Annotated in this window: 28 protein-coding genes and 1 other annotated feature; of the genes, 9 read left to right on the plus strand and 19 right to left on the minus strand. The window is 51.4% G+C overall.

Annotated features, from left to right (window positions below; translation table 11 throughout):
• Positions 1 to 107 precede the first annotated feature (107 nt).
• The 7 genes from HMPREF3119_RS12395 to HMPREF3119_RS12425 all read left to right on the plus strand — a co-directional run bounded on the left by HMPREF3119_RS12395 (position 108) and on the right by HMPREF3119_RS12425 (position 6,348).
• Positions 108 to 971: a posphoenolpyruvate synthetase regulatory kinase/phosphorylase PpsR gene (locus HMPREF3119_RS12395; RefSeq protein ID WP_004235416.1), complete on the plus strand. Its 864-nt coding sequence runs from the start codon at positions 108 to 110 to the stop codon at positions 969 to 971.
• Positions 972 to 1,117: 146 nt separating this feature from the next.
• Positions 1,118 to 2,167, plus strand: a complete 1,050-nt coding sequence (locus HMPREF3119_RS12400) for a 3-deoxy-7-phosphoheptulonate synthase (RefSeq protein WP_032098088.1) — start codon at positions 1,118 to 1,120, stop codon at positions 2,165 to 2,167.
• Positions 2,168 to 2,366: 199 nt separating this feature from the next.
• On the plus strand, positions 2,367 to 2,555 hold the full coding sequence (gene hemP / locus HMPREF3119_RS12405) for a hemin uptake protein HemP (protein ID WP_032098087.1): 189 nt from the start codon (positions 2,367 to 2,369) through the stop codon (positions 2,553 to 2,555).
• A gap of 107 nt (positions 2,556 to 2,662) precedes the next feature.
• Positions 2,663 to 3,730 (plus strand): hemin-degrading factor, encoded by a 1,068-nt coding sequence (locus HMPREF3119_RS12410; RefSeq protein ID WP_070579881.1) that lies wholly within the window; start codon positions 2,663 to 2,665, stop codon positions 3,728 to 3,730.
• Complete coding sequence (locus tag HMPREF3119_RS12415; protein ID WP_004239996.1) at positions 3,727 to 4,557, plus strand: heme/hemin ABC transporter substrate-binding protein; 831 nt, start codon at positions 3,727 to 3,729, stop codon at positions 4,555 to 4,557. The genes HMPREF3119_RS12410 and HMPREF3119_RS12415 overlap by 4 nt, the downstream gene beginning before the upstream one ends.
• Complete coding sequence (locus HMPREF3119_RS12420) at positions 4,554 to 5,546, plus strand: FecCD family ABC transporter permease (protein ID WP_046024513.1); 993 nt, start codon at positions 4,554 to 4,556, stop codon at positions 5,544 to 5,546. Before HMPREF3119_RS12415 ends, HMPREF3119_RS12420 begins: the two co-directional genes overlap by 4 nt.
• A gap of 1 nt (position 5,547) precedes the next feature.
• On the plus strand, positions 5,548 to 6,348 hold the full coding sequence (locus HMPREF3119_RS12425) for a heme ABC transporter ATP-binding protein (protein ID WP_070579884.1): 801 nt from the start codon (positions 5,548 to 5,550) through the stop codon (positions 6,346 to 6,348).
• Here HMPREF3119_RS12425 and HMPREF3119_RS12430 read toward each other — a convergent pair.
• On the minus strand, positions 6,345 to 6,971 hold the full coding sequence (locus HMPREF3119_RS12430) for a hypothetical protein (protein WP_064483587.1): 627 nt from the start codon (positions 6,969 to 6,971) through the stop codon (positions 6,345 to 6,347). The two genes, HMPREF3119_RS12425 and HMPREF3119_RS12430, sit on opposite strands and share 4 nt — an antisense overlap.
• A gap of 241 nt (positions 6,972 to 7,212) precedes the next feature.
• On the opposite strand from HMPREF3119_RS12430, the gene HMPREF3119_RS12435 reads away from it, so the two are divergent.
• Positions 7,213 to 7,581: a helix-turn-helix domain-containing protein gene (locus HMPREF3119_RS12435; protein WP_004235398.1), complete on the plus strand. Its 369-nt coding sequence runs from the start codon at positions 7,213 to 7,215 to the stop codon at positions 7,579 to 7,581.
• A 52-nt stretch (positions 7,582 to 7,633) separates the two neighbouring features.
• Here HMPREF3119_RS12435 and sodC read toward each other — a convergent pair whose 3' ends face one another.
• The 16 genes from sodC to pheS form a co-directional block, all read right to left on the minus strand.
• Positions 7,634 to 8,161, minus strand: coding sequence for a superoxide dismutase family protein (sodC, locus tag HMPREF3119_RS12440; RefSeq protein WP_004235395.1), 528 nt, complete (start codon positions 8,159 to 8,161; stop codon positions 7,634 to 7,636).
• 75 nt (positions 8,162 to 8,236) lie between these two features.
• On the minus strand, positions 8,237 to 9,253 hold the full coding sequence (locus tag HMPREF3119_RS12445) for a lipoate--protein ligase (protein ID WP_004235393.1): 1,017 nt from the start codon (positions 9,251 to 9,253) through the stop codon (positions 8,237 to 8,239).
• Positions 9,254 to 9,309: 56 nt separating this feature from the next.
• A complete protein-coding gene (locus tag HMPREF3119_RS12450; RefSeq protein ID WP_004235392.1) occupies positions 9,310 to 9,795 on the minus strand; it encodes a C40 family peptidase in 486 nt (161 codons plus the stop codon).
• 91 nt (positions 9,796 to 9,886) lie between these two features.
• Complete coding sequence (gene arnT, locus HMPREF3119_RS12455; protein WP_051456258.1) at positions 9,887 to 11,584, minus strand: lipid IV(A) 4-amino-4-deoxy-L-arabinosyltransferase; 1,698 nt, start codon at positions 11,582 to 11,584, stop codon at positions 9,887 to 9,889.
• A 194-nt stretch (positions 11,585 to 11,778) separates the two neighbouring features.
• Entirely contained in the window at positions 11,779 to 12,174 is a 396-nt protein-coding gene (gene arnF / locus HMPREF3119_RS12460; protein ID WP_210388502.1) for a 4-amino-4-deoxy-L-arabinose-phosphoundecaprenol flippase subunit ArnF, read from the minus strand.
• Entirely contained in the window at positions 12,171 to 12,521 is a 351-nt protein-coding gene (arnE, locus tag HMPREF3119_RS12465) for a 4-amino-4-deoxy-L-arabinose-phosphoundecaprenol flippase subunit ArnE (RefSeq protein ID WP_046893562.1), read from the minus strand. The genes arnF and arnE overlap by 4 nt, the downstream gene beginning before the upstream one ends.
• Positions 12,522 to 12,527: 6 nt before the next feature.
• A complete protein-coding gene (gene arnT, locus HMPREF3119_RS12470; protein WP_004235384.1) occupies positions 12,528 to 14,189 on the minus strand; it encodes a lipid IV(A) 4-amino-4-deoxy-L-arabinosyltransferase in 1,662 nt (553 codons plus the stop codon).
• Between the two features lie 6 nt (positions 14,190 to 14,195).
• Positions 14,196 to 15,089, minus strand: a complete 894-nt coding sequence (gene arnD / locus HMPREF3119_RS12475; RefSeq protein ID WP_004235382.1) for a 4-deoxy-4-formamido-L-arabinose-phosphoundecaprenol deformylase — start codon at positions 15,087 to 15,089, stop codon at positions 14,196 to 14,198.
• On the minus strand, positions 15,089 to 17,074 hold the full coding sequence (arnA, locus tag HMPREF3119_RS12480) for a bifunctional UDP-4-amino-4-deoxy-L-arabinose formyltransferase/UDP-glucuronic acid oxidase ArnA (RefSeq protein ID WP_070579891.1): 1,986 nt from the start codon (positions 17,072 to 17,074) through the stop codon (positions 15,089 to 15,091). Before arnA ends, arnD begins: the two co-directional genes overlap by 1 nt.
• The gene (gene arnC / locus HMPREF3119_RS19500) at positions 17,074 to 18,063 is read right to left on the minus strand and encodes an undecaprenyl-phosphate 4-deoxy-4-formamido-L-arabinose transferase (RefSeq protein WP_004239985.1); all 990 of its coding nucleotides are present in this window, start codon (positions 18,061 to 18,063) and stop codon (positions 17,074 to 17,076) included. Before arnC ends, arnA begins: the two co-directional genes overlap by 1 nt.
• The gene (gene arnB / locus HMPREF3119_RS19505) at positions 18,064 to 19,209 is read right to left on the minus strand and encodes a UDP-4-amino-4-deoxy-L-arabinose aminotransferase (RefSeq protein WP_004235375.1); all 1,146 of its coding nucleotides are present in this window, start codon (positions 19,207 to 19,209) and stop codon (positions 18,064 to 18,066) included. It abuts the gene before it with no gap.
• A 143-nt stretch (positions 19,210 to 19,352) separates the two neighbouring features.
• The gene (locus HMPREF3119_RS12495) at positions 19,353 to 20,126 is read right to left on the minus strand and encodes a vitamin B12 ABC transporter ATP-binding protein BtuD (protein ID WP_070579894.1); all 774 of its coding nucleotides are present in this window, start codon (positions 20,124 to 20,126) and stop codon (positions 19,353 to 19,355) included.
• The gene (btuC, locus tag HMPREF3119_RS12500) at positions 20,126 to 21,136 is read right to left on the minus strand and encodes a vitamin B12 ABC transporter permease BtuC (RefSeq protein ID WP_004239981.1); all 1,011 of its coding nucleotides are present in this window, start codon (positions 21,134 to 21,136) and stop codon (positions 20,126 to 20,128) included. Before btuC ends, HMPREF3119_RS12495 begins: the two co-directional genes overlap by 1 nt.
• 111 nt (positions 21,137 to 21,247) lie before the next feature.
• Positions 21,248 to 21,544, minus strand: coding sequence for an integration host factor subunit alpha (gene ihfA, locus HMPREF3119_RS12505; protein WP_004235369.1), 297 nt, complete (start codon positions 21,542 to 21,544; stop codon positions 21,248 to 21,250).
• 4 nt (positions 21,545 to 21,548) lie between these two features.
• Complete coding sequence (gene pheT / locus HMPREF3119_RS12510) at positions 21,549 to 23,936, minus strand: phenylalanine--tRNA ligase subunit beta (protein WP_070579897.1); 2,388 nt, start codon at positions 23,934 to 23,936, stop codon at positions 21,549 to 21,551.
• A 14-nt stretch (positions 23,937 to 23,950) separates the two neighbouring features.
• On the minus strand, positions 23,951 to 24,934 hold the full coding sequence (pheS, locus tag HMPREF3119_RS12515) for a phenylalanine--tRNA ligase subunit alpha (protein ID WP_004235365.1): 984 nt from the start codon (positions 24,932 to 24,934) through the stop codon (positions 23,951 to 23,953).
• Here pheS and HMPREF3119_RS12520 point away from each other — a divergent pair.
• Positions 24,933 to 25,217: a hypothetical protein gene (locus HMPREF3119_RS12520; protein ID WP_070579900.1), complete on the plus strand. Its 285-nt coding sequence runs from the start codon at positions 24,933 to 24,935 to the stop codon at positions 25,215 to 25,217. The two genes, pheS and HMPREF3119_RS12520, sit on opposite strands and share 2 nt — an antisense overlap.
• Positions 25,024 to 25,146: a sequence feature (Phe leader region), on the minus strand. (Overlaps the previous gene by 123 nt.)
• Before the next feature lie 74 nt (positions 25,218 to 25,291).
• Here the strand turns inward: HMPREF3119_RS12520 and rplT are convergent.
• Both rplT and rpmI read right to left on the minus strand, forming a co-directional pair.
• Positions 25,292 to 25,648: a 50S ribosomal protein L20 gene (gene rplT / locus HMPREF3119_RS12525; RefSeq protein ID WP_004235362.1), complete on the minus strand. Its 357-nt coding sequence runs from the start codon at positions 25,646 to 25,648 to the stop codon at positions 25,292 to 25,294.
• A 40-nt stretch (positions 25,649 to 25,688) separates the two neighbouring features.
• Entirely contained in the window at positions 25,689 to 25,886 is a 198-nt protein-coding gene (gene rpmI, locus HMPREF3119_RS18835; RefSeq protein WP_004235358.1) for a 50S ribosomal protein L35, read from the minus strand.
• Positions 25,887 to 25,911 lie beyond the last annotated feature (25 nt).

Here is a 25,911-nt window from a genome sequence, read left to right on the forward strand (position 1 = left end):
ATCAACCCGATTACAATATTTTTTTATCCTTTATAATCATGTTTTAATTTATTTGTGCCGTTGCTCAGGATTATCGATTCAGCAAAAAACATAGGAAAATAAATAACATGTCTATCACAACCGGCTCATCTTCTGATACACAAAATAAAGAAACACGGAGTGTCTTCTTTATTTCTGACGGAACGGCAATTACGGCGGAAGTATTAGGTCATGCTGTATTGTCACAGTTCCCTATTGATATTATCGCTTACACCCTGCCGTTCGTGGCAACTGTCGAGCGCGCGCTGGAAATCAGACAAAAAATCGATACCATTTTTGAAACCACCGGGTTACGCCCTCTGGTGTTCTACTCCATTATCTGTCAGGACGTGCGCGAAGCCATCACCGGCAGTCAGGGCTGCTGCCAGGACATAGTGCAAACCCTGGTCGCGCCGATTCAGAAAGAGATTCAGATGGATCCGCAGCCGATATTCAACCGGACCCACGGCTTATCCAAGCGCAATCTGAGCCAGTATGATGCCCGTATCGCAGCCATTGATTTCGCACTGGCACATGATGACGGTGTCTCCCTGCGCAATATGGATCAGGCGCAGGTTATTCTGCTCGGCGTTTCCCGCTGCGGTAAAACCCCGACCAGCCTGTATCTGGCCATGCAGTTCGGTATCCAGGCCGCCAACTATCCGTTCACCGCAGATGATATGGATAACCTGCAGCTGCCTGCGGCCCTGAAGCCGTATAATAATAAGTTATTCGGTCTGACCATTGACCCCGAGCGTCTGGCTGCTATCCGCGAAGAGCGCCGTGAAAACAGCCGCTACGCCTCAATCCGTCAGTGCCGGATGGAGCTGGCAGAGGTGGAAGCGCTGTACCGCAAACACAAAATCAGCTACCTCAATACCACCAACTATTCGGTGGAAGAGATATCGACAAAAATCATCGATTCTCTGGGATTAAACCGCCGTATGTTCTGACAGCGGAAACGGTTAAGTGGATCACATTCCCGCGGTGATCCACTTTCTGCAATTGTATCTTGTAATCATCACGTTTTCGTTTATTGTGATCGGTATCACTGTGGTTTAACACAGCAACTGACCGAATTCAGAGACAGCACTAATCTATGGAAAAAACGGATGAACTGCGCACACGGGCGATAGACAAACTGATCACCCCGTCTGCGCTGGCCGGTGAGTTTCCGGCCACAGAAGCAATTAATAAGAATGTCACCACATCACGAACCCGCATTGAACGTATTTTAACCGGCGATGATCCGCGTCTGCTGGTGATTGTCGGCCCCTGCTCCGTGCATGACCCGATCGCCGCACTGGATTACGCACAGCGCCTGAGCGAACTGCTGCCGAAATACAGCTCACGCCTTGAAATTGTGATGCGCACCTATTTTGAAAAGCCGCGTACCGTGGTCGGCTGGAAAGGACTGATTTCAGATCCGCGTCTGGATAACTCCTGTCAGGTCAATGAAGGTATCCGGCTGGCGCGCAAACTGCTGATCGACGTTAATGCACTGAATGTCCCGACAGCCACCGAGTTTCTTGATATGGTCACGGGGCAGTATATTGCGGATCTTATCAGCTGGGGGGCTATCGGTGCCCGGACCACGGAAAGCCAGATCCACCGCGAAATGGCCTCCGCACTCTCCTGCCCGGTCGGCTTCAAAAACGGTACTGACGGCAATATCAAAATTGCGATTGATGCCATCCGCGCCGCACAGGCCGGTCATATGTTCCTGTCACCGGATAAAGACGGGCAGATGACGATTTATCAGACCAAAGGCAATCCGTTCGGGCACATTATTATGCGCGGCGGTAAGACACCGAACTATGCTGCCGGTGATATTGCTCACGCCTGTGATCAACTGCGCCAGTTTGATCTGCCGGAACATCTGGTGATTGATTTCAGCCACGGCAACTGTCAGAAAATCCACCGCCGTCAGCTGGATGTCGCCAAAGATGTCGCACAGCAGATTAAAGACGGCTCGCGGGCTATCGCCGGTGTTATGGCCGAAAGCTTTATTCAGGAAGGCACACAAAAACTGGTGAATCACAAAGCGCCGGTTTACGGGCAGTCAATTACCGATCCGTGCCTGAGCTGGGCAGATACCGTCACCATGCTGGATATTCTGGCTGATGCGGCGGATGCCCGTTTCAGCTGAAACTATTCCCTTGTTACGAAACAGGATGCACCCGCATCCTGTTTATTCATCACCCGCAGTTATCATTCCTTCCCCATATAGTTGAGATGCCGCTCACTTTTTCCGTGTAAATTCCCTCTCTCGGAAAAAATCACTTGAACCACTCTCGTCAGCTGCTGATAATAATTTGCGAATGCGAATTGATATCAAATAAAATTATATGACTGAAAATAATCAGAATTCTGTGATATCCGTACTTACCGGATATAAAAATACAGCAACAGATAAAATCACGGTTATCAGCAGTGAAGCACTCCTGGGGCCGCAGCAGCGGATTATTATCCGCCATCAGAATGAGGAATATCACCTGCGCAGGACTAAAAACGGAAAACTTATTCTGACCAAATAACACACAGGCCAGCCACCTGTTTTCTTAAGGCAGCCAGCTTACTTTTTAATACCGGTTATCCGGTCTGCGCCCGTTTGGTGCAGATCACGAAAAAGTAAGGATCTGCTATGCACAGTGAAACACTCTCCCGTTACCTTGCCCTGAAAGAACAGGGACATCTTATCCACGCCCGTGATATCGCCGCTGAGATGGGCATATCCGAGGCAGAACTGGCACACTGCCGGACCGGTTATGATGCCTGCCGCCTCACCCCGGATATCCCCGCCATTTTCCGGATGCTGGGCACCGCCGGGGAACTGAAAGGCATCACCCGCAATGACCACGCGGTACATGAACATACCGGCACCTATGATAATGCTGAATTCGGGGAACACGCCTGCCTGCTGCTGAACCCGTACGGGCTGGATTTACGCTTTTTCCTGTCTCAGTGGCAGACGGTATTTGCCTTCGCGGAAAATACCTCGCGCGGCCTGCGCCACAGCCTTCAGTTTTTTGATCGCCGCGGGGATGCTGTCCACAAAATTTATACCACTGCTGATACCGATATGGGGGTCTGGCATCACCTGACAGCACAGTTCGCCGCGTATGATAACCCGCCGGTTGTTCCGGAACCGGCTGTCATCCCGGCCTGCACATCACTGACACCGGAGCAGCAGGCTGAATTTACCCGTCACTGGCAGCAAATGACGGATGTTCACCAATTTTTTGTTCTGTTAAAAAGATTTAATATCAGTCGCTTGCAGGCATTCCGTTGTGTGGATAACACCCTGGCACAGCGGGTGGATAACAGCGCGTTATCACGCCTGCTCACTCAGTGTACGGAAGAACAGAATGACATTATGATCTTTGTCGCCAACCGGGGCTGTGTACAGATTTTTACCGGCGCCATTGGCCGGGTTGAACCTTATATCAGCCCCCGCGACGGACAGCACTGGATCAATATTTTCAATCCGTCGTTCACTCTCCATCTGATCGAATCGGCTGTTGCGGAATCCTGGATTACCCGCAAACCCACCAAAGACGGTATTGTCACCAGCCTGGAATTATTTGATAAAAACGGTCAGGCTATCGCCCAGCTGTTCGGACAGCGCACCGAGGGTGAACCGGAACAAACGATCTGGCGCAGTCAGATTAATGCCCTGCTGACAGACTGCAGCGGTGAGGCGGCGGCATGAAAAAATATGTCCTCCTGCTACTGCTGCTCTGTTTTTTTCCACCTGCACGCAGTATGCAGGGCAGCATTATTACCCTTGGCGGTGATGTCACGGAGATTGTTTTTGCACTCGGTGCCGGTGACAGGGTAATTGCCCGTGATACCACCAGCGAGCATCCGCCGCAGGTCACTCAGTTGCCGGATGTCGGCTATCTGCGGCTTCTGAATGCGGAAGGTCTGCTGTCGCTTCAGCCTTCACTGATCCTCGCCAGTGAACTGGCTTATCCTTCTGCCGTTTTATCGCAGATCAGCGCGGCGGGTATCCCTGTCGTCACTGTCAGTGCTGCGGCAGAACTACCGGCTATTACCGCGAAAGTCCGTCAGATTGCGGAGGCTCTGGCCTTACAGTCAGCCGCCGCTGTACTGGTCGCTGACATTAACCGGAAACTGGATGCTGTACCGCAGACACCACTGCCGGTGAATGTACTGTTTCTGCTCAGCCACGCCGGTACTGCTCCGATGGCAGCCGGTACAGATACGGCGGCAGACAGCCTTATCCGCAGTGCAGGCGGAAGAAACGCAGCCGCTTCTTTCCGCCGTTATCGCCCGCTGTCAGCAGAAGGAATGATTGCCGCTCAGCCCGATTTAGTGGTGATCACCCGCAGCGGTCTGGCTTCTCTCGGCAGCACCGGCAATCTCTGGCAGTTACCGGGGCTGGCTCAGACACCTGCCGGAAAACATAAGCGGGTATTGGTGGCTGATGATATGGGGTTTCTCGGCTTCGGGTTACAAACCCCGGATACACTGCATCAGTTACGTGAAGCGATGGAGGCAGCAGCCGTGTTATGAATAATCCGCCCGCCTTTCATCTGCGCCGCCTGTGCCTCTGTTTTCTGTTGGTGATCATGATATTGACGGCCATGAATACCGGCGGACTGCCGGTTTCTGTCAGCGCATTCCTGCGGGGTGAAGTAACCCCGCAACTCTGGCAGATCTGGTTATCTGTCCGTCTGCCGCGGATTGTTCTGACAGTTCTGGTGGGCATGGCACTGGCCACCGCCGGAGTATTATTACAGGGATTATTCCGCAACCCGCTGGCAGACCCCGGTTTGCTCGGGATCAGCAGCGGCGCAGCCGTTGCGGTGGCACTGGGGATTGTCTTTATCGCGCCTTATCTGAATGGTGCGGTCACACTGTATCTGCATATTATTACTGCCTTCAGCGGTGCACTTTGTATCAGCGGACTGATTTTTCTGCTCAACCGCCGCCGTCAGCCTTTGCTGCGTCTGTTACTGTGCGGTATTGCCGTTAACGCAATCAGTATGTCCTTTGTCGGCGTGCTCAATTATCTGAGTGATGATAAAGAATTACGTCAGTTTTCACTGTGGATGATGGGCAGCACCGGGCACATCAGCTGGACTCTGCTTCTGCCTGCTATCGTACTGGCACTCCCTGTGTTTTATGCCGCATTCAGACTGGCACGTCCGCTGGATATGATTCAGCTGGGAGAAGAAGAAGCGCATTATGCCGGAGTGAATGTCCGCCGGACACAACAGTGTGTCCTGCTGATCAGTGCCCTGCTCACCGGGATTGCCGTGGCACTGAGCGGGATTATCGGTTTTATCGGCCTGGTTATCCCGCACCTGATGCGTATGATTTTCGGCTGGCACCACCGGCTTCTGCTGGTGACATCAGCCCTTGCCGGTGCACTGCTGTTACTGCTCTCCGATACACTCGCCCGCACACTGGTGGTACCAGCAGAAATCCCGGTCGGATTACTGACCGGATTACTTGGTGCACCCTATTTTCTCTGGCTGATTTTCTCTGTGAAGGAATGATATGCCCCGTATAACCGTCAATAATCCGCCACCGGTGCTGGTTGCAGAGAATGTCAGTTTTTCCCGTCACGGACAGCCGGTAGTCAGTGATATCTCCCTGACTTTGCACTGCGGAACCATCACTGCGGTTACCGGCCCGAACGGCGTAGGTAAATCAACTTTTCTTCGTTTACTCAGCGGCTATTATCGCTGTGACAGTGGTCAGATCATGCTGCGCGGAAAACCAATGGCGTCCTGGTCTGCCGGTGCACTGGCACAAATCAGGGCGGTCATGACACAACAAAGTGTTATCTCTGCCCCCTACCGGGTCAGAGATATTATTGCATTGGGGGATTTGCACAGAGAGTACATACACCAATCAACCACAGATGAAGTGATACACCTGACGGCCTGTGAACCACTGCTGGAGAAACGCTGGTATCAGCTTTCCGGTGGTGAACAACAGCGGGTTCATCTGGCGCGCGCACTGATGCAACTAAGCTGTCCGCTGCCTCTCCCTCGTCTGTTATTACTGGATGAACCGACTGCAGCACTGGATCTTCATCACCAGCAACACCTGATGCGGATGCTGAAACAGCGTGTAAGTGCAACCTCCCTGGCGGTCTTCTGCATTCTGCATGACCTGAATCTGGCCTCTTTATATGCTGATCACGTCATAATGCTGAATAACGGCCGCATTGTCCGTCAGGGAACACCGGCCGGGGTGCTGCAAAAAACGGTACTGGCGGAAACTTATCAGGCAGACCTGATAACGCTCCGCCATCCGCTTACCGGCAATACATCTGTGTTACTTGCACCTTAATGTTGATCAGGTTTTGCCGTAACCCGTTGTTTGCGGCAAAACATGATTGCCGAAAGCAGACATAAGGTGTAGCCGAGTAATTCACAGCCTTCTTCGGCCAGGTTTTTTGCCAGCCGGTTAAAATCATCACCCATCATACCGCGCCATAAAATTCCCATACCGAACAGGCGGGAAAAAACCAGCACCACCAGCAAACCGGTAACCATCATGCCGTATGCCGGATGAGAGACAAAACGGTACAGCCCGTTAACCGCCGTGCGCGGATGCAGAAAAGCATAGATAATCGCAATCAGTGAAACCGGAACAGCAAACCAGAACCATGCCCCGTGGGAAATATAGTCAAAAATCTGATCCAATTCCCGGATCAGCATACTGGCAAAAAATCCGGCTATCAGAAAAAAGCCCGCCCTGTCCTCCGGCTCCCGCAGCCCTTTGCGGAAAAACAGCACAATCACTGCCAGCAGCATCACCTCAGCAACAATTTCTGTCACCGAGTCTTCACCCAAATCATTCTTAAGAACCAGAATATCAACAAACAACAGACCTGTACTGGCAGCCATAATCAGTGCCAGCATAAAAAAACGTCCCATTGCCCCAAAAAGAAACCGAAATTGCTGTGACATAACCATCCTGAATTATATTTATCGTCGGAAGATTCTATCGATATTGAAACTATAATTGGTGACATATGGTGCTATATGCTGGTAATAAAACAATTGGTTTCATCTATTGGTCTGATAATGATTCTCAATCATGAAAGGCACGATTTGCCTACACAATTCTTGGAAAATTCATAAAATATGGTTAATAACATATGTGACTATTAAAATTTATAGATTGTAAGCCCGATTTTGGGAGGTGAACATGTCAGAAAGTGTAGTGAACGATATTATCAAATGGCTGGAAACCCAGTTACAGCGCAATGAAGGGATCAAGATTGATACTATTGCGGATAAGAGCGGTTATTCAAAATGGCATCTCCAGCGTATTTTCAAAGATATCAAGGGATGCACATTAGGTGAGTATGTCCGTAAGCGCCGCCTGCTGGAAGCAGCTAAATCTCTGCGCGATAACGATATGTCTATTCTGGATATCGCGTTGCAGTATGGCTTCAGCTCACAGGCAACCTTTACCCGCATCTTTAAAAAACATTTCAATACCACACCGGCAAAATTCCGTGATCACGGTCAGTTGCCGGAACCGCGCTGTTTTATGGAGTGCGGTTCACACTAAACAGCTGAAAAAATATCCCCGCCTGCCGCAACCGGCCAAACGGGGATATTTTTTATTCTGCTGCTATCACGCCGCAGGCAATCCGAGCGCCGCCACCACCTAATGGTGCCGGTGAATCTGAATGATTGTCACCGCCCGCATGAACCATAATGGCATGCCCTTTGATCTCTCTGAGTTTTTTAAGGCGTGGTGCCAGCACCTGCGTGGTCGCTTTCCCGTCATCAGTCACATACAGTGCCGGCAAATCGCCCAAATGGCCGTCAGCATATGGCCCGGCATGAACTTTTGTACCTGCCGGGTCAAAATGGCCGCCTGCGGCCAGGGCAGGTACCGGTTTACCCTCTTTCTCTGCAGCATCACAGGACGGATTTTCGTGGATGTGAAACCCGTGCACGCCCGGCGGTAACCCATTCAGCGCCGGTGTAAACAGCAAACCATAATCCGTTTCCTGAATATCAATAGTGCCGATAACCTTACCGGCACCTTTTTCTGTCGCTTCATGCAGGGTAACGCGCTCAGTTGCAGCCAGGGAGGTTGATGCCCCCATCAGGATTAACAACGGAATGAGTTTTTTCATCATATGCTCCTTCAGTTTATTATTCCTCACCTATCCTACGGCACCGACCCGGATTGTCTTTCAGATTAACGGCATATTTTACTGAAGCTCTGCCACCAACCAGTCCCGCAACTGAATTAGCTCATCGTGCATGTCCGGATAACCGGCCATCAGCTCAGTGAATACCGCCGTTACAGCATCAGCGCTGTACCGCTGACCGGTCAGCAGTTGTGCCAGTTGCTCCAGCGGGGCCGGGTCAAGGCTGTCAGTAAAAATCTGCGCCCGGCTGATCATGCCGCGCTCCACATCAAAATGCAGTTCAATCCCGCCCCATTTAAAGCGGGTATCCAGCAGATGGCTGAAGGCCGGTGCATTGCCGAAATTCCAGTCCCAGCTACTCTGTCTGGCAAAGGTCTCGGCAAATCCCGGCAGATCAGGAAGTGAATCCGGTGAAATCAGTTCCGCCTCTGCCTTTTCGCCGTAATAGTCGAAGAACGCAGCTTTAATCGCTTCGCACACCTGCTCATGGTCAATCCCGGGAATAATTTCCGTCAGATTGGTCACCCGCGAGCGGACAGAAGTGATCCCTTTGGCCTGCAATTTCTTCGGATCCGGATTGAGATAATCCGCCAGACGGCTTAAATCTGCATTAATTAATACCGTGCCGTGATGGAAGCCGCGATCTTTGGTTTCCCGGTATGCCGAGCCGGAAATTTTCCGCTCACCGTCTTCGCAGTTAACCACCAAATCATTACGGCCGGATGCCGATACCGAAATGCCGAGCCGGGATAAGCCGCTGAGAATAATATTGGTGGAAACCGTTTTGTCATATTCCGGTTTCCCGGCCATAAAGGTGAAATTCGTATTTCCCTTATCGTGGAATACCGCCCCGCCGCCACTGCTGCGCCGTGCTAATTTAATATGGTCAGATTCCATTTTGCGGGTATTACATTCCTTCCACGGGTTTTGTGCCCGGCCGATAACCACGGTGTCATTATTGCGCCATAAAAACAGCACGCGCTGGTCAGCAGGCATCTGCCGGAAAATACACTCTTCAACGGCAAGGTTAAACCACGGATCAAAGGAATCAGAAATAAAAAGACGAAGTGACGACATGTTGTCCCCCGGAAAAAATAGGCTGCCGATAAGATAGCATATTTATCCCGGTGATTTTAAAGTCTGCGCGCCTGCCAGAAGACTTTTTTCCAGTAAACGTTATCCAGGCTGGAACGCATCACTCCTTTACTGGTCGAGGCATGAATAAAGGCACGGTCAGAATCATAAATGCCGACATGCAGCCCGTTCTCACCGCCGCCGGTTTTAAAGAATACCAGGTCACCGGGCTGTAAATCCTCAACATCGATCCGGGTGCCGTAGGTTGTCTGCGCTTTGGTGGTGCGCGGCAGAGAAATAGCAAAGCGGTCATTAAATGTCCGGTAGACAAAGCCGGAACAATCAATACCGTTTAAATCCATTCCGCCGTAATGATATGGTGTGCCGTACCATTGTGATAATTGTTCCCGCAACTGGGCAATCACCATAATCGGGTCCGATAATTCTGTTTTTATCGGCGGCGCATGATATTTACGCGGCGTTGATGAACAGCCGACAACGGCTAATACGCAGATAAAAAGCAGAGAACGGAATATGATTTTCATTGTATTATCCCCGGTGCGGCAGACCTTCAACCCGCATTACTGTATTAATATCTGCGGGTGAAAGTCAATATTTGCCGTATTTTACCGGATGTTAAGGCATTTTCCGGTAATACAGTAATGTCAGGTTTTCATCAGTGACCATTTCATCGGCCGGTGAGACATCGTTCTCATCCACCCCGTGACGATCACGCAGAATCAGCGCAACATTACCGGTTTTACGAGCATTTTTCAGCCAGGATTCGAAATCATCATGCGAAATGAACCTTTCCCGGGTATCCGGATATAAGTCACTCAGCCCGTATTTCAGTTCTCCCGGGCGATCAAACATATAAATATCACTGCGCTGCAATTCCCATGCTGCTGATGTACCGATGCCAACACTATTGACCAGAATATAACGGGCATCTTTCAGCAATGCGGCATTCTTCTGAATAAAGATCTGCGGTAAGTTTGCCCGTTCAGTCCGCTCCGGTAACAGTGAGCTGACTGATAAACTGATCGCCACGGTACAAAATGCCGCTAGCATCCAGTAGCGGCACCCTTTTATCAGGGTTAGCGCTGAAACCACAATCCAGAACAGGAAAATCGCAATGGCGCCGATAAATTTACCGCGCTCAGCGGCAGAATACACCAGGGTATTTTCCAGATTATTGATTACCAGCAGGGCAATAACGGCGCAACCGCCAAAAATAATATTGATCACCGCGTTCAGTTTAAAGATTGAAACGGCTTGTTTCTTAATCAGAGTATGGATATACGCTGCCATCAGGATCGTCAGTGGTGCAATAACCGGCAGAATATAGGTCAGTAATTTTCCTTTGGCGATACTGAAAAATAAGAACGGTAATACTGTCCAGCACAACAGGAAGAATAATGGCTTATTTTCACGGCGCTGTTGCCAGCCCTGTTTTAATGCCCCGAATAAAAAACCACTCCAGGGTAAAACACCGGCAAACAGAATCGGAATAAAGAACCAGAACGGCGAGAGGTTTTGCGCCTCTTTACTCATAAAACGCTGGATATGCTCAACCATCACAAAATAGCGCCAGAAATCGGGCTCGGCATGATATATCGCCAGCGCCCACGGCAGCGTGATAAGCCCGGCAGCCGCAATTCCCGCCCAGCAATAACAGAGCATGGTTTTAAAGCGATGGTAGAAAATATGCACCGGTATCAGTGCAATAACAGGCAGCACCAATGCCAGAAAGCCTTTTGTCATCAGCGCCATGCCGCAGGCCAGCCCGAAGGTGATCCAGTAGCCCAGCAATGCACGGCGTGACTGTGCGGTAGTCAGGCCATAACTGAGGTAAATCACCAGTGTGACCCACATGGTCAGAATCGGATCCAGCGTACTGTAGGTTCCGAGAGCAAGCACCAGTAACATACTGGCATACAGGAAGGCCGCTGTACGGGCGATGACTTTCTCATCCCACATTTTCATTGCCAGCCGGTAAACCAGCAATGTGCTGATCATCGTCGAGAACAGGACACCAAAACGCACTGCAAATTGTGTGTGACCGAACAGCATCTGACTGATGTTATTTACCCAGTAACCCGCCACCGGTTTTTCAAAATAGCGGATATCCAGCAGATGCGGCACCACCCAGTTGCCGTCAGCCAGCATTTCCCGGCTTATTTCCGCATAGCGGGTTTCATCCGGCTGCCATAACGCACGGAATTCCAAAGGAATAAAATAGGTCACTGCAATAAACAACAGAAATAACACAGTCCACATTGCGGCAGACGGATACGCCACATTAAACGCGGACTTACGGCTGTTAACGTCCAATATAACCTCCGGACAAGGATACAATTTTATAACAATAAGGTAACCATCTCTGTTACTTCCATTAAGACCAGAGCCCTGCAGAATAATTCACGGAAGAACAGGATATTTTTGTTATACAAGAAAGAATAAAAGGGAGGATTAATTCAGGCTTAACGGTTAATGCCGGCTTAATAAAACAGTAAACCGCCCCGTGACTATGCGGCCGGCTTCTCTTTGCTGTGGATCAGACGCACACCAAACAGAATAAAAATAATACCGATGCTTTTTATCAGCGACACACCTTCATTAAACCAGGGCAGAAAGGCAGCCAGCAGATAGACAAACACATAGCTCAGACTGATAAGCGGATAGGCTTTATTAAGCGGCAAATCCCGCAGCGCGAGCAGCCAGCACACCATTGACAGAACATACCCCGCCAATCCGGCGAAAACGACTGCAAACGGCCGCCACTGAGATAACAGCCAGCGGATATCCAGCCATTGTGAGCTCAGTGCAATATCGGGTAATTGTGTCACGCCCAGTTTCAGCAGCAGCTGAGCGGCGGTGACAAACAGCACACTGCCGAGCACCCAGAGATATCCGCGCATCAGTGTCCCGCTCCCATCAGAATCACGCCGGTGACAATCGCGGCCACACCGCACCAGTGCTTGCGGGTCACCCGCTCACCGTATAAAAACTGTGCCACCAGGGTGACTACCACAAAGTTGATACTCAGCATCGGATAAGCGATATTCAGCGGCATCACCTGCAGGAGTTTCAGCCACAGCAGCATCCCCAGGCCAAGCAGAAACACCGCCAGCGCCAGCCAGTACAGGCCTCTGCGTTTTGCATTTTCCTGCGCCGCCTGCCAGACATCCACCGCCTGTTTCTGGCAGATCTGGCCGCCGCAGGTAAGAAAACTGACAATAATCAGTAAAACAATTTGCCCGAACACCATCACACCTTATGGCTGTTTATCATAGATATAGAGGGTCATCCGGCTGTTTTCAGTCCGTTTGTCCGCCGGCGGCAGTTTGGCATCGTAGGTGTCATTTTTATCTGTTACCAGTAGTGCGACCTGCCCTTTTTTGCGGGTTTCCGCCAGCCAGTCAGCGAACGTCGCATCATTCAGCAACCGGTATTCGCTGTCCGGATATTTCAGGCCGTAAGTCAGCTCACCGGAATTATTCAGCAGATAAATATCACCGCGTTTCAGTTCCCAGGCCAGCCCGGCACCGATGCCGACACTGTTACTGACAATAAACGGACTTTTTTCCAGATCAGTCATATTCTGGCGGATAAACGCCTGCGGCAGTTTGGAATCCACGGAACGATCAGGCACCGCGCTGCCGAATGTCAGACTGATCACCAGTGAGCAGGAAGCCGCCCACAGCCAGTGTTTTGCTTTCAGCAGATAACAGAGATACCCGATTATGCCCCAGATAGTAAAGGCGACAATGCCCAGTACCACTTTGGACCATTCATCCGGCTGATAGATTGGTTTTTTCACCAGATAACTGGCAACGATCAGCCCGGCGACCGCCACTGCACCAAAGGTCAGGTTCAGAATACCGTTCGCCTGTAATGCTTTCATCCGGTGTTTACGCACACAGTCAACGCCGTATTTGGCAATCATCACAGCCAGCGGTGCCATCAGCGGCAGCATATAGGTCGGCAGTTTACCTTTGGCAATACTGAACAGCAGGAACGGGGCAACAAACCAGCAGAACAGGAAAAACATCGGCGGATTATTGCGCCGCTCTTTCCAGCCTTTAAACAATGCGCCGGGCAGTAACGCCAGCCACGGCAGGCAACCGAGCAGGATCACCGGGATGTAGTACCAGACCGGCGAGGCGTGCTGGGCATCTTCACCTGAGAAACGCTGGAAGTGCTCCACCACAATGAAATAGCGCCAGTAATCCGGCTCCTGCTGATGAACCGCAATCGCCCACGGCAGGCTGATCAGCACTGCGCAGAAAACCGCCAGCGGGCCGAATTTCAGTAACTCAAGGAAACGCCGTTGGTACAGCATCACCGGCAGCATAGCCACCACCGGGATCGCCAGCGCAAGGAAGCCTTTGGTCATAAAGCCCATACCGCAGGCCAGACCAAGCAGGCACCAGGAGGTTATTCTGGTTTTCACATTTTCGGCTTTCAGTGCCCTGAAGCTGAAGGCCATCGAGGCAATCACCCACATGGCAAACATCGGGTCGAGCACACTGTATGTGCCGACACTGAACACCAGAAACATGGAGACAAAGACCAGCGACGCAACAAATGCCGTGTGACGGTTGCGCCACATCAGGAGGGTCATCCAGTAAACCAGCAGAGTGCTGATAAGGATGCTGAAGACAGAACCTGCACGGACAGCAAAATTGGTATGACCGAAGACCAGCTGGCTGACGTTATTCACCCAGTAACCGGCCACCGGTTTTTCAAAATAACGCAGATCGAGTAATTTGGGAACGACCCAGTCACCCTGTGTCACCATTTCACGGCTGATTTCCGCATACCGGGTTTCATCCGGATGCCAGAGCAGACGATCATTGATCGGGAAAAGGTAAGTTAACACGAAAAAAAGAGCCAGCAGAAAGGCTCCGATTTTACTCGCCCGGTTATTCAGCATGTAATGCTATCCCTCTTGTTGGCAGCCCAGCCACCCTTCCCGGCCGGGGAAATCACCCCGTACCACTTTGCCTGTCGGTAATGTTGATAAATCAGACGGCAGCAGTTCGCTGAGCGGACAAAAGCGGAAATCCTCGTTTTTAATCCGATCCAGCAATGCCTCAAACTGTGCGGCTTTGGACATGCCTTCCACTTCTGTGTGGATAGTATAGACCGGTACGCCCTGATCCCGTCTGATTGCATCGAGGATAAAGTCGTTGAAATCCGCATCAGCCACCTGCGGCCCTACCACTTCATCATAGGTCGGCAGTGTAACAGGAATCTGCACGGTTCCGGTAGTCCCGTCTGCAAGAAGCGGACGAAACGGATGCGTTCCGCGGCAATCACTGTTGTAGGCAAAACCAAATGCCTGTTTGGCTTCAATCACCCGTTCATCCGCGCGCCAGCCCGCCACCGCAGAGCACTGCACCGGCTGCCCGGTAGCCTGTGATAAGGCATCGGTACCCAGACGAATCTGCTCTGTGATTTGTGCCGGTGTCCAGCGGCCGATTTTCGCCTGCCAGCCCTGGTGATCCCACGCATGCAGGCCGACTTCATGACCGGCATCCAGCGTCTGTTTCATCAGGTAACCCAGGTCACGGGCTATTTTCTTACCCGGCCACGCTGTACCGGCCAGCAGAATATCCAGGCCGTATAATGAAGCCGCATTGGAGCGCAGCATTTTCCACAGAAACTTAGGACGCAAAAGGCGCCACAAGTGACGCCCCATATTGTCCGGCCCGACGCTGAAGAAAAAACTGGCTTTAATATCGTGCTGCGCAAATACCTTCAGTAACTGCGGCACACCTTCCAGTGTGCCGCGGTAAGTATCCACGTCAACCCGCAGGCCGACATTTTTCATTACTCGTCGTTCCTCAGCTCTTCAACCGCACCGCGCAGGAAGAAGTCGAGAGTCTCTTCCACAGTCTGGCGGGTATCGATAGTCGGTTTCCAGTCCAGTAAACGCTCAGCGTTTTTGATGCTTGGTTTACGGTGCTCCACGTCCTGGTAACCTTTACCGTAGTAAGTGCTGCTTTCGATTTTACGGAAGCCGGCAAATGGCGGGAAGTTATCACGCAGCGGATGTTTCTCGAAGCAGTCGAGCAGCATTTCTGCCAGTTCGCGGATACTCGCTTCGTTCACCGGGTTACCGATGTTGATGATCTGGCCGTCACACTTGCCGTCACGGTTTTCAATGATGCGGAACAGGGCTTCGATACCGTCATGGATATCAGTAAAGCAGCGTTTCTGCTCACCACCGTCAACCAGTTTAATCGGCGAACCTTCCACCAGGTTCAGGATCAGCTGAGTGATAGCACGGGAGCTGCCGATACGCGCGGAGTTCAGGCTGTCCAGACGCGGTCCCATCCAGTTGAACGGACGGAACAGCGTGAATTTCAGACCTTCTTTCGCGCCGTATGCCCAGATAACCCGGTCAAGCAGCTGTTTGGAAACGGAGTAGATCCAACGCTGTTTGTTAATCGGGCCGACAATCAGGCGTGAATTATCTTCGTCAAACTCTTTGTCATCACACATACCGTACACTTCGGAGGTGGACGGGAAGATGATACGTTTGTTGTATTTCGCGAAGTAACGGACGATTTTCAGGTTTTCTTCGAAGTCCAGCTCGAACACGCGCAGCGGGTTACGGGTGTACTCGATTGGTGTGGCAATCGCCACCAGCGGCAGAATGACATCACATTTTTTGATGTGATACTCAATCCACTCGGTGTGAATGCTGACATCGCCTTCAATAAAGTGGAAACGCTCGTCACCGATGAAACGATCAATCGCGGAAGAGCTGATATCCATACCATAGATATCGTAGTTGCCGTCTTCCAGCAAACGTTCTGTCAGGTGGTTACCGATGAAACCGTTCACACCCAGGATCAGCACACGCTTACGGCGGGCAACCTGCGCAGTGGCTTTCGGGCCGACGCGGACATCAGTTACGATACCCATTTCCGCTGCCAGACGGGCACCCTGCACATACAGGCCGGATTCCCCCTGGCCGCTGATCACTTCCAGCGCGCCGTTTCCGCAGGCAATCACCAGCGGTTCCGCAGAAATAACGGTTCCCGGACGTTTGCCTTTGTTATCGGCCAGCACGCGGCTGCGCCAGATGATCATTTTGCGCTCACCCAGGAAGGTGAATGCACCAGGATACGGTTCTGTCACCGCACGGACCAGGTTGTGGATCTGTGCAGCCGGCTGATTCCAGTCGATCAGACCATCTTCCGCACAACGGCGGCCGAAGTATGTTGCCTGAGATTCATCCTGAGCGGTGGTTTTATAAGTACCGGCCTCAATCAGCGGTAAAGTTTTGTTCAGCAGTGTTTCTGCGGCTTCACGGACTTTACCGTGAACAATCAGGGAAGTATCGTCACCACCGATAGTGACTTTTTCCTGTGCGACAATATCGCCGGCATCGGCTTTGGCAACCATTTTGTGCAGGGTAACACCGGTTTCGGTTTCACCGTTCAGCACAGCCCAGTTGATTGGTGCGCGGCCGCGGTATTTCGGCAGCAGAGAACCGTGCAGGTTAAATGCGCCTTTCGGTGCCAGCGCCAGAATTTCTTCGCTCAGCATATCGCGGTAGTAGAAAGAGAAAATAACATCCGGTTTCAGTTCACGGATGCGATCCACCCACAGCGGGTGGTTAACGTTTTCAGGGGCATAAACCGGCAATTCCATGTCCGCGCTGACGTGGGCCACCGATGAGAAGAAATGGTTTTCACCCGGGTCGTCCGTATGGGTAAAGACGGCCTGAATATCAAAGCCCGCTTTTTTCAGGGCCTTCAATCCGACACAACCAATATCATGGTAGGCAAATACGATTGCTTTCATTAGTTTTTTTCCTGAGTTTCAGTTTCACTGGTCTCTTTCGCCTGAGCGCCGACCACTTTTTGAATAAAATACCGGGGACGTGCACGAACATCGTTATAAATCCGCCCGATATATTCCCCGAGCAGACCCATTGCCACGAATTGTGCGCCGATAAACATAAATAAGATGGCGAACAGGGTAAACACTCCCTCTGCCGCCCACAGCGCGCCGAAAGCCACGCGCAGAATAATCAGTAACAGCGCCAGCAGGAAACCGGACGCCGCGATGATACTGCCGACAATGCTTAACAGGCGCAGCGGCGCGGTAGTCAGGCAGGTCAGCAGGTCATACATCAGATTGATCAGTTTGAGGAAACTGTATTTTGAGTCCCCGAACTCACGTTCTGCGTGTTTAACATCAATCTCAATCGTTTTACGGGCAAAGGTATTTGCCAGAATAGGAATAAAGGTGCTGCGCTCATGACACTGTAACATCGCATCGATGATATGACGGCGGTACGCACGCAGCATACAGCCGTAGTCACCCATAGCGCTGCCGGTTGCGGCGATGATCATTTTGTTGATCATTTTTGAGGCGGTTTTGCGGAACCAGGAGTCCTGACGGTTTGCGCGGCGTGTGCCGACCACGTCATAGCCCTCTTCTGCTTTTTCAACCAGACGCGGGATCTCTTCCGGCGGATTCTGTAAATCCGCATCCATGGTGATCACCAGATCACCACCGGCCTGTCTGAAACCCGCCATAATTGCGGAATGCTGGCCGTAGTTACGGTTCAGCAGGACAGCAACCACATGGTTTTCAGGGATCTCTGCCGCCTGCGTCAGCATTTCTGCTGAACGGTCACGGCTGCCGTCATCCACCAGCACAATTTCATACGCCTGCTTCAGCGACTGACAGGCTTTGATTGTACGTTCCAGCAACTGAGGGAGACTCTCTTCCTCGTTGTAAACCGGAATTACCACTGAGACTTTCTTAATTTCGTTAAATGACACTTATTTCTGCTCCGCAAGAATAGCTCTGATTGCGTCTGTCACACGGGTCACATCACTGTCTTTCATATCCGGGAAGAACGGCAGCGAACATAATGTCGCGGTGTTCCACTCCGAATTCGGCAGTGATAATGACGGGTACCGTTCCCGGTAATATTTCTGGGTATGAGCTGCACGGAAATGCAGACCTGTCCCGATATTGACCGCTTTTAACTGCTCCATAAAGGTATCGCGATCGATGCCGCAGACCGCTTTATCCACACGAATCATCAGCAGATGATTGGCATGCAGATGCGGGTAATCCGGCACGGATAACAATTTAACCGGCAGCCCCTCCAGGGCTTCACGGTAAAGCTGTGCCAGGTGTGCGCGGCGTGCGTTCAGTTCGTCCATCCGGCTCAGCTGCACCACCGCAATCGCGGCGTGGATATCTGACAGGTTATATTTGAACCCCGGTTCGACCACTTCTGCCTGCGGTTTGCGGCCCTGCATCTGACGGTCAAACGCATCCACACCCAGCCCGTGGAACTTAAGACAGCGGATACGCTGTGCAAGTTCATCGTTATCTGTAGTAATTAATCCGCCTTCCGCGCAGGTGACGTTTTTAATCGCGTGGAAAGAGAAAATAGCGGTGCCTTTTTCGCCGATCCACTCGTCACGGTAACGGGTACCAACGGCATGTGCGGCATCTTCCAGCAGGAAAATATTGTGTTCCTGCGCAATAGCACGTAAAGCAACCAAATCACAGGGCGCTCCGGCATAATGAACAGGAATGATGACTTTGGTCTTCGGGGTAATCGCCGTACGGACGTCATCCGGCTGAATCATCAGTGTGTCGCGGTCAACATCAATCATCACCGGTACCGCGCCGAGCAGCTCGATCATATTGATGGTGGAAACCCAGGTCTGTGAAGGCGTGATCACTTCATCTCCCGGGCCGACACCCAGTGCCATCAGCGCAACATGCATACCGGCAGTTGCGGATGCCAGAGCAATGGCGTGTTTACAGCCGAAACGCTGACAGAAATCCGCTTCCAGCTGCTGATTTTGCGGGCCGGTGGTGATCCAGCCGGAACGCAGTACTTTTTCAACAGCCGCGATCTCTGACTCGCCGATAGCTGGCCGGGAAAACGGAAGAAACTCAAGCATAAATACAACCTAATAAGAATCGGAAGTGATGATTATATCCTGAATTGATTCAATTGACGCTCAACACCAGGGCTTCGTTTAAACAATTCTTCATCTTTACAGCGACTACATAACAACAAATATATGTGACAGCATAACAAAAATCAGCGCCGTTGTTGATGCCAATCTGTTATTTGCCACTGTGTTTCTTGTATTGGTCTGATACTTTTTATTTCAGACTGAAAAAGTTCGCTCAAGATATCTTCAGTCATAATTATCTGAGTTTCACCGGCGGCAAGTAACTGACCGGCTTTAAGTAACACCACCGCATCGGCATGCAGATAACTGTGGTTTAAATCATGACCGCTGGTAATAATCGTTCCCTGCTGTTCACAAAACCGGGCTATCCATTTATCCAGCATCGCCTGCTGGGTAATATCCAGGTGGTTACGCGGCTCATCCAGTAATAAGTATTTCCCGGACAAGTCATCCGTTGTCCATAATTGCAGAAATATCGCCGCTATTTTCACCCGCTGCCATTCACCGCCGGATAATTGCGTCAGCATACGCGGCAGTAACAGCTCCAGCTGAAAATCGCCGCACAACTGATAAATAAGCTGTGTATTTTCCTGCACCGCCGGCATATAGAGCTGCAGATACTGAAACACCGTCATCACCGGGACACAATCGGTGGTTTGGGTCAGATACGCACGGAACTGTGCCTGCTGCCGTTTGGGGATCGATTTTAAGTTCGTACCGCGGTAGCGGATTTGCCCCTCATAACGCACAGCATCCGCCAGTGCGGCCAGCAGAGTACTCTTGCCGGAGCCGTTCGGTCCCAGCAGATGGATTTGCTGTCCGGCAAAAAATTGCAGGGCATCACAGGTAAGACGGCGGCCGATGTGGATCCCGCTGACATCAAGTAACAGATTATCCATCAGCGGCGTCCTCCGTGATGCCGGGTCAGCAGATAAATAAAGGCCGGTGCGCCGATGGTTGCAGTCACCACGCCGATCGGAATTTCGGCATTGGATAAAATCAGCCGTGAGCATAAATCCGCCAGCAACAGACTGACGGCACCAAATAATGCACAGGCGGGTAATAATGTCCGGTGATCAGTAATACCCATCAGCCGCAGCATATGCGGGATAATCAGCCCGATAAAGCTGATAGCGCCGGCCACCGCCACACTCAGGCCGATCAGCAACCCGACGGCAATAATAAACACATTGCGCCAGCGGTGTGCCGATACCCCGAGCTGCTGGGCATTAACCTCGCCCAGCGCAAGATAGTTAAGCACCGGTGCCTGCCACAGCAGCCACACGGCCACCACCGCTATCGCCGCCAGCAACGGACTGAGCCGCCAGTCCGCCCCGGAAAAACTTCCCATCATCCAGTACATCAGCTGGCGTAAATCCAGACTGGTGCTGAAATACACCATCCAGGTCATAAATGCGCCGCAGATAACCCCGAGAGCCACGCCGACCAGCAGCAGCTGGCTGTTACTCAGTCGCCGGAAATGAGCAAACCAGAGTAAAATCAGTGTCAGCAGTGTCGCCCCGATCACCGCCCCGCCCCCCAGCACCCACAGCGGCGGCATGCCTTTGAAAAACAGGACGATAAAGACAACAAACACCCCGGCACCGTTACTCACGCCGAGCAGCCCCGGTTCCGCCAGCGGGTTTTCAAAAATGGCCTGCATCACCGCACCGGCCATTGCCAGCCCGGCCCCCACCGCAATCACCGCCAGCACACGCGGGAAACGCAGATCCCAGACAAATAACTGCGCGGTTTCAGATAACCACTGGTCCGGTAAAATCCACATCTCACCGGCGCACAGTGCAACGGCGATCATTATCAGCAAGGTAACAGAAAGAAGAATTATGCGCTGTACATCCCGCTTTTTCCGCGTCTGTACCAGCTTCGTGATGGGGTTGTGAATATGCATGAGATCCCTGTCATTAATCAAGACGGGAGATAGTATACCTGAGTCAGAAGGAGGTTAATGTCTGACAAACCACAGAAAAGAAAACGACCTCATAAGAGGTCGTTTCAGGTCTTACTCTTTCGGTGTCGATTTTTCGACCTTGGCTTTCAGTTTCTGCCCCGGACGGAAAGTGACAACACGACGGGCTGTGATAGGAATATCTTCACCCGTTTTAGGGTTACGGCCCGGACGCTGATTCTTGTCCCGCAGATCAAAGTTTCCGAAACCGGATAATTTCACCTGCTCACCATTCTCAAGAGAACGGCGTACCTCTTCAAAAAACAGTTCTACCAGGTCCTTCGCATCGCGTTTGCTCAGGTCCAGTTTTTCCGACAGATTTTCTGACATTTCAGCTTTAGTAAGCGCCATAGGTTTAGTCCCTCAAGGATGCTTTAAATCGCTGTTGCAACGCGGCAACGCATTTGTTTACGGTTGCTGCAATTTCATCTTCTTCAAGTGTACGCTCTGTATCCTGTAAGGTCAGACTGATCGCCAGACTCTTATAACCCTCAGCAACACCCTTACCACAGTACACGTCAAATAAGTTTATGCCAACTAACTGATTTACGCCAACTTTTTTACATTCGTTCAGAATGTCTTGTGCAGCGACGTTTTCCGGCACAACGATGGCGATATCCCGGCGGTTCGCAGGGAAGCGTGAAATTGCTTCAGCCTCAGGAATAATACGGTTTGTCAGTGCGTCCCAGCGGATTTCAAAGACAACCGTACGGCCGTTGAGATCCAGTTTTTTCTCCAGTTCCGGATGAACCACACCGATATAACCAATATGCTCATCTTCCAGATAAATCTCAGCACCTTGTCCCGGATGGAGGGCCGGATTTGTCGTTGCTTTAAACGATACACGATCTAATTTGCCAGTCAATTCCAAAATGGCTTCCAGATCACCTTTTAAATCATAAAAATCAACGACCTGTTTTTCCGATGACCAGTGTTCTTCATTACGGTTACCGGCGATAACGCCTGCCAGCATGGTTTCCTGACGGATCCCGAGGTCTGCGGCCGCATCCGGTACAAAGCGCAGACCGGATTCAAACAGACGGACACGGCTCTGCTGACGGTTCTGGTTGTACACAACAGTGCTTAACAGGCCGGTCAGCAATGACAGACGCATGGCTGACATATCTGCAGAAATCGGGTTCGGCAGAATAATCGCGTCCTGACCCGAGTGCAGCAGGGTCTGGATTTTCGGATCGACAAAGCTGTAAGTAATAGCTTCCTGGAAGCCACGGTCAACCAGCAGTGTTTTCACACGCTTAAGCGGCAGATGTGCTTCGTGACGGGAGGTCATAATCAGGTCAGCGCGCAGCGGAACATCCGGGATATTGTTGTAGCCGTAAATACGGGCCACTTCTTCCACCAGATCTTCCTCAATTTCCATGTCGAAACGCCATGACGGCGCAGTCACCAGCCACTGATCCTGAGAAATTTTCACATCGCAGCCCAGACGGGTCAGGATATCCGTTACCTGCGCATCATCCACATAATGGCCGATCAGACGGTCAAGCTTGTTACGGGTCAGTGTAATCGTTGCCGCTTTCGGTAAATCTGCTTCAGAAACCACTTCAATGATTTCGCCCGGCTCACCGCCGCAGATATCCAGAATCAGACGGGTGGTACGCTCAGCCGCGATACGCTGTAACTGCGGATCCACGCCGCGCTCAAAGCGGTGTGAAGCATCGGTATGCAGACCATACTGACGTGCACGGCCGGTGATAGCCAGCGGGTTAAAGAATGCGGTTTCCAGCAGGATATTTTTAGTGGTGTCAGACACACCAGAGTGCTCGCCGCCGAAAATACCGGCCATACCCAGCGCACCACGGCGATCTGCAATCACCAGAATGTTATCTGTCAGTGTGACTTCGTTGCCGTCCAGCAGCGTCAGTTTCTCACCCTGCTCTGCCATGCGGACAATCAGTTCACCCTCAAGGGTATCCAGATCATAAGCATGCTGCGGCTGACCCAGCTCCAGCAGAACGTAGTTGGTGATATCCACGACCGGATCGATAGAACGGATGCCGCCGCGGCGCAGTTTTTCCACCATCCACAGCGGAGTTTTTGCTGTCACATCGACGTTTTTAATCACACGTCCGGTAAAACGCGGACACGCCTGCGGCGCATCAACACGGATAGGGAACGTGTCCTGATGGACAGCGGCGACCGGGGACATATCCGGAGCCTGATAATCCATCTTATTGAGAACCGCCACATCACGGGCCACACCACGGATGCTCAGGCAGTCCGCACGGTTCGGCGTGATGCTGATTTCAATCGCGGTATCATCCAGCTTCATATAGTCGCGCAGATCGGTACCGACTGGCGCATCTGCCGGTAATTCAATAATACCGCTGTGATCAGCGCTGATACCCAGCTCAGAGAATGAGCAGAGCATACCTTCTGACGGCTCGCCGCGCAGTTTGGCAGCTTTGATTTTAAAATCGCCCGGTAAGACCGCACCGACTGTCGCAACAGCCACACGCAGCCCCTGACGGCAGTTTGGTGCGCCGCAGACGATATCGAGCAGGCGGTCACCGCCGGTATTCACTTTTGTCACACGCAGTTTATCGGCATTCGGGTGCTGTCCGCACTCAACCACTTCCCCGATAACCACACCGTTAAACTGACCGGCAACGGCTTCTGTGCCGTCCACTTCCAGGCCGGCCATCGTAATCTGATCAGATAACGCGTCGCTGCTGACAGCCGGGTTTACCCATTCGCGTAACCAGAGTTCACTGAATTTCATGAGAGTATCCCGCCTTATTTGAATTGCTTGAGGAAACGAAGGTCATTTTCGAAGAATGCGCGTAAATCGCTCACGCCGTAGCGCAGCATAGTCAGGCGCTCCATCCCCATACCAAAGGCGAAACCGGAGTAAATGTCCGGGTCAATACCGACATTGCGCAGCACATTCGGATGCACCATCCCGCAGCCCAGCACTTCCAGCCATTTGCCGTTTTTACCCATCACATCCACTTCCGCTGACGGTTCAGTGAACGGGAAGTAGGACGGACGGAAACGCACCTGCACTTCTTCTTCAAAGAAATGATTCAGGAAATCATGCAGTGTGCCTTTAAGATTGGTGAAACTGATATCAGTATCCACAATCAGACCTTCTGTCTGATGGAACATCGGGGTGTGAGTCTGGTCGTAGTCATTACGGTAAACACGGCCCGGCGCAATAATGCGGATTGGCGGCTGTTTATCTTTCATGGTACGGATCTGCACGCCGGAGGTCTGCGTACGTAGCAGACGTTTGGCATCAAACCAGAAGGTATCGTGGTCAGCACGCGCCGGATGGTGTGCCGGAATATTCAGTGCGTCAAAGTTATGATAGTCGTCTTCGATTTCAGGGCCGGATTCAACAGAAAAGCCCAGTTCGCCGAAAAAGGTTTCGATACGCTCAATGGTACGGGTGACCGGATGCAGACCGCCATTTTCCATGCGGCGTCCCGGCAGAGAGACATCAATCCGCTCTCCAGCCAGACGGGCATTCAGCGCCGCAGATTCCAGAGAATCTTTACGGGCATTCAGTGCGGTCTGAACTTCCTGTTTGGCTTCGTTAATCACTGCACCCGCAGCAGGACGATCTTCCGGCGGCAGATCCCGCAGCGATTGCATCTGTAAGGTTAAATGCCCTTTCTTACCCAGGTATTCAACACGTACCGATTCCAGCGCTGCAACATCCTTTGCCTCTTCGACGGCTGCTTTTGCCTGAGCAACCAGTTCAGCGAGATGTGGCATGTTTTCCTATTCCTCTGACCCTGTGGTCTTCAATTATGACGACGGTGCTGCCGGACGTGATTATCTCACCCGTTCCGGCAAGCCCCTGAAACAAAAAAGCCTCCAAACTGGAGGCTTACGGCGTTACTTTTCGTTTCTTTTTTACGCGCAAAGCCCCCTGAGTTCAGGCGCTAAAGTAAAAAAAGAAGCGGAAAGAAACGATATTATTCATTTTCTCAACTATTTATCAGTTAACCGGATGTATTTTGTCATATTACGCGAAAAATATGCGGATATACAATGACAAATTATTCATTCCGCAGATTTTTTCTGCCGGATAGCAAAAGAGGGAGCAAGCTCCCTCTTCTGTCTGAACAATTACGCCAGAGCGCCTTTTGCTTTTTCGACCAGCGCAGTAAATGCGGCTTTATCGAATACAGCGATATCGGCTAAGATCTTACGATCGATTTCGATGGATGCCTTTTTCAGACCGTTGATGAAACGGCTGTAAGACAGACCATTCTGACGAGCTGCTGCGTTGATACGTGCAATCCACAGCTGACGGAACTGACGCTTACGCTGACGACGGTCACGGTAAGCATACTGGCCAGCTTTGATTACTGCCTGGAAGGCAACACGATAAACGCGCGAACGGGCACCGTAGTAACCTTTCGCTTGTTTCAGAATTTTTTTGTGACGTGCGCGAGCAATGACACCACGTTTTACACGAGCCATACTAATCTCCTAAAGTCGTAAACTTTGCTAAAAAACTTGCTTATGCGTATGGCAGGCAAGCGACAACTAAACCCAGATCCCCTTTGGAGACCATACCTTTCGGACGTAAATGACGTTTACGCTTAGTTGATTTTTTAGTCAGGATATGACGGAGGTTAGCATGCTTACGCTTGAAACCACCTTTAGCGGTTTTTTTGAAACGCTTAGCTGCACCACGTACAGTTTTAATCTTTGGCATTTTTATTTCCACTTCGCATTGTTAA

Origin of the sequence: Morganella sp. HMSC11D09 (genome assembly GCF_001807955.1) — a bacterium.
GTDB classification, from domain to species: Bacteria; Pseudomonadota; Gammaproteobacteria; order Enterobacterales; family Enterobacteriaceae; genus Morganella; species Morganella morganii.

What these genes read in the sequence shown, in the direction of transcription:
- HMPREF3119_RS12395 (WP_004235416.1), top strand. Translation starts at nt 108, where the DNA reads ATGTCTATCACAACCGGCTCATCTTCTGATACACAAAATAAAGAAACA.
- HMPREF3119_RS12400 (WP_032098088.1), top strand. Translation starts at nt 1,118, where the DNA reads ATGGAAAAAACGGATGAACTGCGCACACGGGCGATAGACAAACTGATC.
- hemP (WP_032098087.1), top strand. Translation starts at nt 2,367, where the DNA reads ATGACTGAAAATAATCAGAATTCTGTGATATCCGTACTTACCGGATAT.
- HMPREF3119_RS12410 (WP_070579881.1), top strand. Translation starts at nt 2,663, where the DNA reads ATGCACAGTGAAACACTCTCCCGTTACCTTGCCCTGAAAGAACAGGGA.
- HMPREF3119_RS12415 (WP_004239996.1), top strand. Translation starts at nt 3,727, where the DNA reads ATGAAAAAATATGTCCTCCTGCTACTGCTGCTCTGTTTTTTTCCACCT.
- HMPREF3119_RS12420 (WP_046024513.1), top strand. Translation starts at nt 4,554, where the DNA reads ATGAATAATCCGCCCGCCTTTCATCTGCGCCGCCTGTGCCTCTGTTTT.
- HMPREF3119_RS12425 (WP_070579884.1), top strand. Translation starts at nt 5,548, where the DNA reads ATGCCCCGTATAACCGTCAATAATCCGCCACCGGTGCTGGTTGCAGAG.
- HMPREF3119_RS12430 (WP_064483587.1), bottom strand. Translation starts at nt 6,971, where the DNA reads ATGTCACAGCAATTTCGGTTTCTTTTTGGGGCAATGGGACGTTTTTTT.
- HMPREF3119_RS12435 (WP_004235398.1), top strand. Translation starts at nt 7,213, where the DNA reads ATGTCAGAAAGTGTAGTGAACGATATTATCAAATGGCTGGAAACCCAG.
- sodC (WP_004235395.1), bottom strand. Translation starts at nt 8,161, where the DNA reads ATGATGAAAAAACTCATTCCGTTGTTAATCCTGATGGGGGCATCAACC.
- HMPREF3119_RS12445 (WP_004235393.1), bottom strand. Translation starts at nt 9,253, where the DNA reads ATGTCGTCACTTCGTCTTTTTATTTCTGATTCCTTTGATCCGTGGTTT.
- HMPREF3119_RS12450 (WP_004235392.1), bottom strand. Translation starts at nt 9,795, where the DNA reads ATGAAAATCATATTCCGTTCTCTGCTTTTTATCTGCGTATTAGCCGTT.
- arnE (WP_046893562.1), bottom strand. Translation starts at nt 12,521, where the DNA reads ATGGTGTTCGGGCAAATTGTTTTACTGATTATTGTCAGTTTTCTTACC.
- arnT (WP_004235384.1), bottom strand. Translation starts at nt 14,189, where the DNA reads ATGCTGAATAACCGGGCGAGTAAAATCGGAGCCTTTCTGCTGGCTCTT.
- arnD (WP_004235382.1), bottom strand. Translation starts at nt 15,089, where the DNA reads ATGAAAAATGTCGGCCTGCGGGTTGACGTGGATACTTACCGCGGCACA.
- arnA (WP_070579891.1), bottom strand. Translation starts at nt 17,074, where the DNA reads ATGAAAGCAATCGTATTTGCCTACCATGATATTGGTTGTGTCGGATTG.
- arnB (WP_004235375.1), bottom strand. Translation starts at nt 19,209, where the DNA reads ATGCTTGAGTTTCTTCCGTTTTCCCGGCCAGCTATCGGCGAGTCAGAG.
- HMPREF3119_RS12495 (WP_070579894.1), bottom strand. Translation starts at nt 20,126, where the DNA reads ATGGATAATCTGTTACTTGATGTCAGCGGGATCCACATCGGCCGCCGT.
- btuC (WP_004239981.1), bottom strand. Translation starts at nt 21,136, where the DNA reads ATGCATATTCACAACCCCATCACGAAGCTGGTACAGACGCGGAAAAAG.
- ihfA (WP_004235369.1), bottom strand. Translation starts at nt 21,544, where the DNA reads ATGGCGCTTACTAAAGCTGAAATGTCAGAAAATCTGTCGGAAAAACTG.
- pheT (WP_070579897.1), bottom strand. Translation starts at nt 23,936, where the DNA reads ATGAAATTCAGTGAACTCTGGTTACGCGAATGGGTAAACCCGGCTGTC.
- HMPREF3119_RS12520 (WP_070579900.1), top strand. Translation starts at nt 24,933, where the DNA reads ATGTTTTCCTATTCCTCTGACCCTGTGGTCTTCAATTATGACGACGGT.
- pheS (WP_004235365.1), bottom strand. Translation starts at nt 24,934, where the DNA reads ATGCCACATCTCGCTGAACTGGTTGCTCAGGCAAAAGCAGCCGTCGAA.
- rplT (WP_004235362.1), bottom strand. Translation starts at nt 25,648, where the DNA reads ATGGCTCGTGTAAAACGTGGTGTCATTGCTCGCGCACGTCACAAAAAA.
- rpmI (WP_004235358.1), bottom strand. Translation starts at nt 25,886, where the DNA reads ATGCCAAAGATTAAAACTGTACGTGGTGCAGCTAAGCGTTTCAAAAAA.